The organism is Aquabacterium sp. (assembly GCF_014378415.1).
Classification (GTDB): Bacteria; Pseudomonadota; Gammaproteobacteria; order Burkholderiales; family Burkholderiaceae_C; genus Aquabacterium.
Genome location: NZ_JACMNS010000061.1, coordinates 19,749 through 30,107 on the forward strand (window position 1 = coordinate 19,749; position 10,359 = coordinate 30,107).

At 61.8% G+C, this 10,359-nt stretch carries 9 protein-coding genes; 5 read left to right on the top strand and 4 right to left on the bottom strand.

All coding sequences use genetic code 11. The annotated features are described in order from the left end of the window. Positions 1-7 precede the first annotated feature (7 nt). Complete coding sequence (locus H7225_RS06205; protein WP_290659915.1) at positions 8-1,450, top strand: HlyD family type I secretion periplasmic adaptor subunit; 1,443 nt, start codon at positions 8-10, stop codon at positions 1,448-1,450. A gap of 7 nt (positions 1,451-1,457) precedes the next feature. On the opposite strand, the gene H7225_RS06210 is transcribed toward H7225_RS06205, so the two are convergent. Next, complete coding sequence (locus tag H7225_RS06210; protein ID WP_290659916.1) at positions 1,458-3,371, bottom strand: EAL domain-containing protein; 1,914 nt, start codon at positions 3,369-3,371, stop codon at positions 1,458-1,460. Between the two features lie 22 nt (positions 3,372-3,393). Further along, positions 3,394-4,110: a transglutaminase-like cysteine peptidase gene (locus H7225_RS06215; protein ID WP_290659917.1), complete on the bottom strand. Its 717-nt coding sequence runs from the start codon at positions 4,108-4,110 to the stop codon at positions 3,394-3,396. Between the two features lie 209 nt (positions 4,111-4,319). Between H7225_RS06215 and H7225_RS06220 the strand changes: the two genes are divergently transcribed. The 4 genes from H7225_RS06220 (at position 4,320) to H7225_RS06235 (ending at position 8,905) form a co-directional block, all read left to right on the top strand. Continuing rightward, complete coding sequence (locus tag H7225_RS06220; protein WP_290659918.1) at positions 4,320-6,155, top strand: TolC family outer membrane protein; 1,836 nt, start codon at positions 4,320-4,322, stop codon at positions 6,153-6,155. Positions 6,156-6,287: 132 nt separating this feature from the next. Then, entirely contained in the window at positions 6,288-6,479 is a 192-nt protein-coding gene (locus tag H7225_RS06225) for a hypothetical protein (protein WP_290659920.1), read from the top strand. A gap of 76 nt (positions 6,480-6,555) precedes the next feature. Next, a complete protein-coding gene (locus H7225_RS06230; protein WP_290659922.1) occupies positions 6,556-7,725 on the top strand; it encodes a glycosyltransferase in 1,170 nt (389 codons plus the stop codon). Between the two features lie 94 nt (positions 7,726-7,819). Then, on the top strand, positions 7,820-8,905 hold the full coding sequence (locus tag H7225_RS06235) for an IS5 family transposase (RefSeq protein ID WP_290659924.1): 1,086 nt from the start codon (positions 7,820-7,822) through the stop codon (positions 8,903-8,905). Positions 8,906-9,052: 147 nt separating this feature from the next. On the opposite strand, the gene H7225_RS06240 is transcribed toward H7225_RS06235, so the two are convergent. Both H7225_RS06240 and H7225_RS06245 read right to left on the bottom strand, forming a co-directional pair. After that, positions 9,053-10,057 carry an NAD(P)-dependent oxidoreductase gene (locus H7225_RS06240; protein ID WP_290659926.1) on the bottom strand — a complete coding sequence of 335 codons (1,005 nt, stop codon included), beginning with the start codon at positions 10,055-10,057 and terminating at the stop codon, positions 9,053-9,055. Then, on the bottom strand, positions 10,054-10,359 hold a 306-nt coding region (locus tag H7225_RS06245), incomplete at its 5' end, for a hypothetical protein (protein ID WP_290659928.1). The genes H7225_RS06245 and H7225_RS06240, both read right to left, overlap by 4 nt.

A 10,359-nucleotide genomic window follows, 5' to 3' on the forward strand; every position in this document is an offset into this window, starting at 1 on the left:
CCCCTCCATGAAGACACTCATGAAACTGGGCCAGGTGATGATCGCCGTGCTGGAGTCGATCCGCCGCTTCACTGCACCCGCCACCGACTGGGTGCTGGACCACATCGCCGGGCCGCGCGTCACGGCCGAATCCGCCCAGGCCGCTGGCATGCGCAGCTTCGAGCTGGACGCCGAAGCGGTCATGTCCACCCATGGCACCTACCGCGCCCAAACCCTGGTGCGCTCAGCCGTGTTCGTGGTGCTGGGCCTGATCGTCTGGGCCGCCGTGGCCGAGATCGATGAAGTCACCAAAGGCGAGGCCAAGGTCATCCCATCGCGGCAACTGCAGGTCATCCAGTCTTACGACGGCGGCGTGGTGTCGGAGATCCTGGTCAAGGAAGGCCAGGTGGTCGAACAAGGCCAGCTGCTGCTGAAGATTGACGAGACACGCGCCACCTCCGGCATGCGCGAAAGCAACGCCAATGCCTTTGCACTGCGCACCAAGCTCGCCCGCTTGAAGGCACTCGCCGAAGGCCTGGCCTTTGCCCCCCCCACGCCCACTGTCGACAACCTCGACGAGGTGCGCATTGTCGAAGAAGAACGCCAGCTCTACGACGCCAAGCGTGCCGAACTGGCCTCCATGATCGGCATCAACCAACAACAGCTGGCACAACGGCAACAAGAGCTGAGCGAGATGCGCTCGCGCCGTGAATCCGCCGGGCGCACCCTTGATCTCTCGCAGCAGGAACTGGCCAAGACGCGGCCATTGCTGGCCACGGGCGCGGTCTCCGAAGTCGAAGTGCTGAGGCTGGAGCGCGACGTCAGCAAATCACGAGGCGACATGGAGCAGGCCGGCGCGCAAAGCGCCCGCGTCATGGCCGCCATCAATGAAGCCCAGCGCAAGATCCTGGAAACCGAACTCACTTTCCGCAACGAAATCCGCAAGGATTTGTCTGAAGTGCTGGGCAAGCTCAACGCCCTGAACGAAGGCGCCGTGGCCTTGGCCGACAAGGTCGACAAGGCCCAGGTGAAGTCGCCGGTTCGCGGCCGCATCCAGCGCCTGCTGGCCAACACCGTGGGCGGTGTCGTGCAACCAGGGAAAGACATCCTGGAGATCGTGCCGCTGGACGACGCCCTGGTGCTGGAGGCCCGCGTGCAACCGCGCGACATCGCCTTCATCCACCCTGGCCAGGCCGCCACCGTCAAGCTCACGGCGTACGACTTTTCCATCTACGGGGGCATGGACGCCGTCGTGGAAAACATCAGCCCCGACACCATCACCGACGAGCGTGGCGTCAACACCTATTACGTCGTGCGGGTGCGCACCAAGGCCGCCAACTTCAGCGCCAAGATGCCCATCATCCCTGGCATGACGGCCGAGGTAGACATTCTCACGGGCAAGAAAACGGTGTTGTCCTACCTGCTCAAGCCGGTACTCAAAGCCCGGGCCTACGCACTGCGAGAACGCTGAGCACGCGTCACGCTTTGACCGCGGGGCCGGTCACGCCATCAATGCCGCAATCCATCAATGCGGGAATGTCTTCAGGCTCGGCAACACCTTCCGCATAGACCTGCAAACCCAGTCCATGCAGCATGGACGCCGTGGCGGCCACAAAGGCCGCTCGCGCCAGGTCCTGCGCCACGCCCTGCACCACCGAAGCGTCCAGCTTGACGTAGTCCAGTCCAGCCTCGAACAAGTACTCGATGCGCGTCAGGCGCTCACCGGCGTGCTCCAGGCCAATGCGGGCGCCCAGCGGACGCAACTGCTTGCAAAGCTCGCGCACCAGTTCAAAACGCTCAACCGCCGCCACTTCAGAGACCTCCAGCCACAAAAGCTGAGCCTCGTTGGGTGCCTCGGCCAAACGCGCGCGCAAACGCGGCACAAAACCACTGTCCAGCAAAGACGCGGGCGACAAGTTCACCCCGCGCGGCTGCTGGTCAGACGCCATTTGCGACAAGGCCAGGGCCACCGCGGCTTCGTCAATCTGCGAGATCAGGTTGCAACGCAAGGCCATGGGCAACCAATGCGCCGCCGACTCGAAAGGCCCGCCCGGCTCCAACTGCATGCGCATGGGCGACTCGTGGTGAACCAGTTTGGATTCGCGGTCCAGCACCGGGAAGCGCACCAGCAGCAAACGGTCTTCAAGCAAAGCCGAAGTCATGCGGCGACGCCACTCGTCCTCGCCCAGGGCCGACTCGGACGCCGGACTCAACTGCGACAACTCCACCGCGAAGCCGCCACGGCTTTCAGCACGCGCCAGGGCCGAATCGGCGGCGGCCAACACCTGCTGCATGGCCACACCCCGCTCCCAATGCGTGGCGCCCACCACCACGCTGGCGGTCGTGCCCAGCTCGGCAAAAGCACGCTTGACCGCGTCGGCGTAATGCTCGGGCTGCGGCAAGGGCACCTCGTCATGCGTCAGGCACACCGCGAAGTCACCCCCATTGAGCCGCCCAATGGCCACGCCCACCACGCCCACGGAGACTTCATTGAGCACCGAGGCCAGCTTCTGCAGCAACACGTCGGTCTGCCGGTGCCCCATCACCCGGTTGACCATGGCCAGGTCCACCACTCGGATCATGCACAGCAAGCCGCGGCCAGAACCCTCATCGTTGTTCAAGGCAGCGCCCAACTGAGCCACAAAGTGCGTCCGGTTGGACACGCCAGTCAATGGGTCGCAATGCGCCTGCTTGCGTAACTGCTCGACCTGAAAAGCCTGATCATCGAATTGAGACTTGAGCCGCTCGACCACCGCGTTCATGGCTTGGCTCAGCCGCGCCAACTCGGGCACCCGGGGCTCCTCGACCGTGATGAAGCGCCGCTCCATCAAGGCCTGCGCCTGTCCCACGGTGGCATCCAGTGGCCGGCGAATGGCGCGTACCCCGAAGCTGGCCACCCCGCCCGCCAGCGCGCCCAAAGCCGCCAACCACATCGCCGTGGTGATGCTGCCTTGCCACAACTGCTCATCCGCGAACGATGAATGGCTCACCACCTCGACCGACCCCAAAGCGCGCCAGCCATCGGACACCTGCGCCACGCCTGGCGTGGAATCGATCGACAGCATGTTGACGAACCAGGCCGGCGCCTGTGAATCGGTGCGTTTGAGGTCGGCCTCGTGGTTTGACACCACCTGACCACGCGGATCCCGCAGCAAAATGCGTTTGTAGAAACCCGTGTCGAACTGGGCCGCAACCACCAGGTCCATCAGGGCCAGATCGCCCTTTTGCTGCGACAGCCCCAAGGCCAAGGACTGGGCGTTGTCCGCGTTCTTAAGACGCAACTGCGTCTCCAGATAGTTTCGCGACGAAACCATCCAGACCGCAAAGCTGCCCAGAAAAGCCATCAGCAGCGTCACCACCAACAGCAGCCATATCTGACGAATCAGTGACATGCAGTGTCCCTTGTCATCAACATCACCACCAACCCTCCGCCCGTGTCTTGGTCAACACCTCCCGCCAGCGCGAAAGACGTGCCACCGGATCCCCAGCCGTGGTACTGCCCACACCTTGCCACAAACCTTCGGCATTGAAGCTGAAAACAGGCGCCAAATCTGGCCTCCTGGACGCGGGCCGGATGTCCGTGATCAGGTTATCCAGAATCAAAGGCTCGGCCAGGGGCTCAGAATAGTAGGCCAGCACCATGTGCGCCAGGATCGCACCACCGACCTCGGCACGCACGTACACCAGCCTCATCTTCGCCGCAGGCACGCCTGCCGCGATCAGGGACAAGTATTTGCCAATGGCGTAATCCTCGCAATCGCCAGCGCCCTTGTTCAGCATTTCCAGTGGAGTGGCCCAGTAGTCAACCTGACCCCAGACATCGCGGTCGTCACGGTATTCCACATGCCGGTTGAAAAATGAATTAATGCGCTTGAGGCGGCCAGCTTCGTCGCTGGAGCCGGCCTCGGCGATCTCCTGGATCAAGGCCTGAGCCTGAGCGGCCGTGGCCGGCCCCATCCGTTGCGCCGCCGCCATGATTTTTTGAGACTCAAAAGCACTGCCAACAGGCGCGATCAGCAAGCTGCCCACGACCATGCAGCGCGCCAGCAGGGCTCCGAACCAGTGTCCGACACCCCGCCTCGGCCAGCCTCCCTTCAAGGGCAATTTCAATGCGGCACGGGCCAGGCTCATTCCAATGGGGCTCAGTCAGGGGTCAAGGTCGCCAACGGTCACCTCACTGAATCGACAGACCCCGCCCAAACTTGATGCCAGGAATCGCCCAGAGCAGCTTCTGGCGTGAAATCACCGAAATGGCTGGGCGCTTGTGTAACGATTGATGCCAAAATAGGCACGTTTTGCCCATGGCTTTTGCGGCCGTAACATCAGGAACGAGGTCAGATTTGAAAAATGCGACGTTTCAACGTGGCCTGACAGCCATTGCTTTGGCTGCCTTCGCGCTTGTCGCCCAGGCACAAACCGCACCCGCGGCAGGCCTGAGCGCCGCAGCCCAGAAAGCCATCGACAGCAACCCTGAAGTCACCGCGCGCCTGAATGCCCTGCGCGCAGCCACCGACGAAATCAGCGTGGCCCAAGGCGGTTACCTGCCCCGGGTGGACCTGTCGGCCAGCGTGGGCCGCGACAGTGACCGCATCACCAACCGCAACCCTCAATCTCAAAGCCTCAATCGCAATGGCCTGGCCTTGAGTGCCAACCAGGTGCTGTGGGACGGACTGCAAACTCGCCGCGAAGTCGAAAGACTGGGACATGCCAAGCTGGTCCGCTACTTCGAGTTCCTGTCGGCCACCGAGGATGCTGCCCTGGAAGCCTCGCGCGCCTACATCGACGTGCAGCGCTACCGCAGGCTGGTCGAGCTGGCCCAGGACAACTACGTGCAGCACCGCTACGTGCAAGACCAACTGCAATCAAAGGTCAAAGCCGGTGTGGGCCGAGGCGTTGACTCGGAACAAGCCAACGCCCGCTTGGCCCTGGCCGACTCCAACCTCACCACCGAAGCGGCCAACCTGCACGACGTCAGCGCCCGTTATCTGCGCGTCGTAGGCGAAGCCCCCGCCAGCAACCAGGCGGCGGCCCAAGGCCTGGACAAAGGCATTTCAAGCAGCAGCGAAGACACCACCAACCAAGCCGTGATCGGAAACGCCACGGTGGAAGCCGCCGTTGAAAACCTGCGCGCCGCCAAAGGCCAGGCTTCGGGCCAAAACAGCAACTACCAACCCAAGGTGGAAGCCCGTGTGCGCAGTGGCGTCGGCAAAAACTTTGATGGCATCGAAACCCAAAAGCGCGACACCTCCGCCGAAATCCTGATGTCATGGAACCTCTACAACGGAGGCTCTGACCAGGCCCGCGCCCGCCAGTTGGCCAACCTGGTCAACCAGGCCGCCGACCAACGCGACAAGGCCTGCCGTGACGTGCGCCAAACCGCCTCGATCGCCCACAACGACATCCAGAAGCTGAAGGATCAGCTGACCGCCCTGGACCGCAATGTGCTGGCCATCGAGAAGGCTCGCAACGCCTACCGTCAACAGTTCGACATCGGCCAACGCAGCCTGCTGGACTTGCTGAACTCCGAAAACGAGCTGTACACCGCCAAGCGCGCTTATGTGAACGCCGAAGCCGACCTGCAACTGGCTTTTGCCCGCACGCACGCGGCCAAGAACTCGCTGACGGCCAACCTGGGCCTGAACCCCAGCTCAGACACCGCCAACGAGCGCGCTCAGAACTGGCAAGCGGCCGAAGACGCTGCCCAGCGCTGCCCGGCAATCAGCATTGATGCCCCCACCATCAACCGCGAAGAACTGAACAACCGCGCTAAAAAACTGAGCGGACCAGCCTTGGCAAGCGCCGACCCCATGACAGCCAGCACGGCATCGTCACCCGCCATCGCGGCCGTCCCCACCGTGACCGAACGCCTGCGCGGCTGGGCCACCGCCTGGGCCGCCAAGGACATCAACCGCTACATAGGCTTTTACGCCAAAGACTTCGCCCCCGCGCGCTCCACCTCGGCAAAATGGATCAATGAGCGCCGCCGCCTGCTGGGCAAATCCGGCCCCATCGAAGTCCAGCTGACCCAGGTCAAGGCCGAAGCCCGAGGCGACGCCGTGGTCACCAGTTTCACCCAAAATTACACATCGCAAAACTTCAAGGACAGCAGCTACAAGGCACTGACCTGGAAGCTGATCGATGGCCAATGGGTGATCGTCAACGAAAGCAACCGCTGACCCAAGCCCCCCCCCCCCGCGAATGAGCACTAGCCCGCTGAAATACCAGCGGGTAAAGTGAGGCCGTCAAGCACACAGGCCGCCCCGTGGCCCGCTTGAGGTTGTGATGGTCTCGGAGGCAGGAGTACGGTGATGCATGACGAAGAACGCTCGGAACAAATGAGGCAAAAGCTCCTCGACATGCAAGCGGCCCTGTTCAATCTGCGCGATGGCCTGGTGAACCTGAGCCTGTCGCTGCAAGAGCTGTCCTTGCTCACCGACGAAACCGCCCAACGCGAAGCCAGTCAGGAAACCGACGATTTGCTGTTGCGACTGCGCGGCTGAGGCCATATCTGCCTGATGCTGCGGTGACAATACCGCCTTGCACACCGCTTCCGGCGTGCCCGCAAAGCCATCATCCATGCCTAGACGCATCGCCCTGGTCACCCCCATGCTGCCCGTCGCCCACGACCAGACCCGTGGGCGCTACATTCACGAAACAGCCCGGTCCTTGTCCAAACTGGCCGACGTGAAAGTCTTCTTTCAGCAATCCCGCTACCCGCGCCTGCCTTTCATGGCGCCGCGCAGCTACCTGTACGGCGAGGTCGGCCCCGACTACCAGCTCGACGGCGTGGACGTCGATGCCTTCAGCTACCCCGCCTTTCCCGTGATCTCACGGGCTTTGAACGGCCACATCAGCAGCATGGCGCTGACGCCTCGGATCCGCCAGTTCAAACCCGACCTGGTGCTGGCCTATTGGGTCTACCCGGACGGGTACGCCGCCCTGCGCTCGGCCCGCCAGCTCTCGCTGCCCTGCGTGGTCGGCGCCCTCGGCTCCGACATCCACGTGCGCGATGGGCTCAACGCCTTCATGACCCGCCGCACCATCATGGGCGTCGATGCCTTGCTGACCGTCAGCGAGGCCATGCGGCAAACGGCCATCAACCAGTTCGGTGCCGCCCCTCAAAAAGTTCACACCATCGTCAATGGCTTCAACACCGCCATCTTCCGGTGGCAAGACCAGGCCGAAGCCCGGCAGAAGCTGAAGATCGAGCCCAACGAGCGCCTGATCATCTACGTCGGGCGTTTTGTGGAAGCCAAGGGCATGCGAGAGCTGCTGGCGGCCTTTCAGCGCATGGTGCAGGACGATCCCCTCACCCGCCTGGCCATGGTGGGTGACGGCGTCATGAAAAACGAATTGCGTGGCCTCATCAAATCATCGGGCCTGGAACAGCAGGTTTACTTCCCCGGCGGTCTGCCACCCGAGCAAGTGGCAGACTGGATCAGCGCCAGCGACGTGCTGACCTTGCCCAGCTGGTCGGAAGGCTACCCCAACGTGGTCGTGGAAGGCGTGGCCTGTGGCCGCCCGGTCGTGGCCACCGACGTGGGCGGCACGCGTGAAATCCTGCACATGGGCAACGGGATCCTGGTCAAGCCCCGGGATGTGGATTCATTGCACAAGGGCCTCGTGCAGGCACTGAAGCAGACCTGGGATCACCAGGCCATTGCCGCCGCCATGTCCCGCACCTGGGACGATGTCGCGGTGGAAACACTGGCCGTTTGTGAAAAGGTGATCACCCAGCGCGCTTAACAGGCTGCTGAAATACCTACCAACCCAGTCCACGCCTCAGGGGCGTGATGCGTTATCAGCGTAGTACCTCCAACGACCTCAACTGACATCACCTATGCGCGGCGCCGACACATTCACCGAAGGCTTGTTCACCCTCAAGAAGCTGGACGACTTTGTACCAGCCAATCACCCGCTGCGGGTGATCCGCACGATGGTCAACAAGGCGCTGGCTGAGATGGGCGGTTTGTTCGCCCAGATGTACGAGGACGACATCAAGGGCGGGCGCCCCAGCATCGCACCAGAGAAGCTGCTGCGCGCCATGCTGCTGCAGGTGCTGTACTCGATTCGCTCCGAACGTCAGCTGATGGAGCAGACGCAATACAACCTGCTGTTTCGCTGGTTCATTGGCCTGTCGATGGACGACTCGGTGTGGGTGCCCACGGTGTTCACCAAGAACCGCGAGCGGCTGATCGAGCACGATGCCGTGGTGGCCTTCTTCAACGAAGTGCTCAAGCAGGCTGACAAAAAGAATTGGCTGTCCAAGGAACACTTCAGCGTGGACGGCACCTTGATTCAAGCTTGGGCTGGCCACAAGAGCTTTGTGCGCAAAGACGGCGATGACGACGATGGCAGTGACTTTCGTGGCAAGACGCGTAGCAACGAGACTGACGAATCCAGCTCCGACCCCGACAGCAGGCTGTACCGTAAGGGCAAGATGGCCAGCGAGTTGCGCTTCATGGGGCACACGCTGATGGAGAACCGAAATGGCCTGATCGTCAATGCCATGGTCACACAAGCCGATGGCCACGCTGAACGCGAGGCGGCTAAGGCGATGGTGGCCGATGCTCGCCAAGCCAACCCCGACGGGGAGATCACCCTGGGCGCCGACAAGGGCTACGACGCGGCCGAGTTCATTGAGGCGCTGCAAGACATGAAGGTCACACCACATGTGGCGCAGAACAAGTCAAACCGCAAGTCTGCTGTGCCCGATGAGATCGCCAGTACCGAGGGCTACAGCATCTCGATGCAAAAGCGCAAGCTCATCGAGCAGGGCTTTGGCTGGGCCAAATTCATTGGCCCAATTCGCCAGGTGATGATGCGCGGCATCAAGAAGGTCGATCAGATATTCATGATGACCATGGCCGCCTACAACCTCGTGCGTATGCGCACCTTGGGACAAATCCGTCTGGATGTCGTGTGATGAGGGGGACAAGCATCGAAATGACCTCAAATCGGGTCGCAATGGGCTTGAAATGGGTTGATTCGACGTCGGGGTCGACTTGCATCGTCGAAAAAGAGTCCTTACTTCAGCAGCGGGGCTGCGCGCGTTGAGTATTTCCGCAGCCTGCTAAGGCTTGCTGCGCAAATGCTGGAAGGTGGTGGTCAGGCCGATTGCCGTGCTAACGCGCTGTTGCCAGCCAATCGCCTTCAAGGCGGCATTGGTGTAACGCAAAGGGCGGTACATCGAATTGACCACATAAGGCGTGAACACCGCCGGCAGTTGCCCTTTGGACTTGCGGTGGTAGTTCACCAGAATCTTGGAGCCCCACATGAAGGCCCAATGCGGCACCGGGATGCAACGCAGCTTCTGCACGCGCTGGCGGTAGTCCTTCAGGTATTCATTGCAGGTGGGCAGGTCGTCGTCCACCACATTGAAGGCGCTGCCAGAGGGCGCCTTCAAAGCCGCTTGCGCCACAGCATCCGCGCAGTTGTCAACGTAAGTTAAAGGCAACAAGGCGCGGCCGCCCAAGCTGAAGAAGAACCCCAGCGCATTGATGCCCACACGAGACGACATCGCACCACCACCGGGGCCATAAATCACCCCCGGACGCAAGATGACCGACTCGAAACCAAAGCGCTTCTGGTAGTCCAGAAAAAGGTGTTCCTGACGTGTCTTGGCATAGCCATACGCACCGCGCTCAACGCCCACACTTTCAATCGGCGTGGCTTCATCCAGCACCGCATGGGGCGCCAGAGTCTCGGCGTGGTACACCGAGAACGAACTGATCAGCACAATGCGCTGGATCTTCTGTGCCGTGGCCGCGTCCAGCAAGTTGCGCGTGGCCACCACCGTGTTGGCGAACATGTCGGCCGCGGCGCCACGCATGCCCGCCGCCGCGTGCACGATGCAATCGGTGCCAGCCACCAGCGCCTGCAAGGAGTCCCTGGCCAGCAAATTGGCCTGCGCCACCTCGATCAAGGCATTGGGAAACTGCTGGCGCAAACCCTCGATCATGCCCTGCGGTGGTTTTTGCCGAAAATGCAAACGCAACTCTTCGGCGCCCCTTCTCAAAATGCTCTCGGCAATGCGTTTGCCCAGAAACCCACCCGAGCCCGTGATCAATACTTTCATTGCGCCGTCTCCATGCCTTCAACCATTTGATCAATCACCCGGCAAACACGCAGAATTTGCGCCGCCGGAATGGGATCAACGCCCTTCCCTTCAACCGAATCATAGAAACGATTCAATAAGACGCGCATGCATTGGAAATAGTGAAATTCATGGCGCCTGAATTGGCCCAAACTGCCGAATCCATTTCGGAGAAACTGCCGGGCCTGCACCCAAGGTGGAAACAGACGGCCCAATGCACTGGGTTGGGTCCAGCGCGCGCTTTGCACCAAAGTGCGCGTGCCGTAGTCCAGCTCAACCGTGTC

Excerpts from the sequence above, each read along its gene's own strand:
- H7225_RS06225 (WP_290659920.1), top strand. The coding sequence starts at position 6,288 with ATGCATGACGAAGAACGCTCGGAACAAATGAGGCAAAAGCTCCTCGAC.
- H7225_RS06235 (WP_290659924.1), top strand. The coding sequence starts at position 7,820 with ATGCGCGGCGCCGACACATTCACCGAAGGCTTGTTCACCCTCAAGAAG.
- H7225_RS06215 (WP_290659917.1), bottom strand. The coding sequence starts at position 4,110 with ATGAGCCTGGCCCGTGCCGCATTGAAATTGCCCTTGAAGGGAGGCTGG.
- H7225_RS06210 (WP_290659916.1), bottom strand. The coding sequence starts at position 3,371 with ATGTCACTGATTCGTCAGATATGGCTGCTGTTGGTGGTGACGCTGCTG.
- H7225_RS06230 (WP_290659922.1), top strand. The coding sequence starts at position 6,556 with ATGCCTAGACGCATCGCCCTGGTCACCCCCATGCTGCCCGTCGCCCAC.
- H7225_RS06205 (WP_290659915.1), top strand. The coding sequence starts at position 8 with ATGAAGACACTCATGAAACTGGGCCAGGTGATGATCGCCGTGCTGGAG.
- H7225_RS06240 (WP_290659926.1), bottom strand. The coding sequence starts at position 10,057 with ATGAAAGTATTGATCACGGGCTCGGGTGGGTTTCTGGGCAAACGCATT.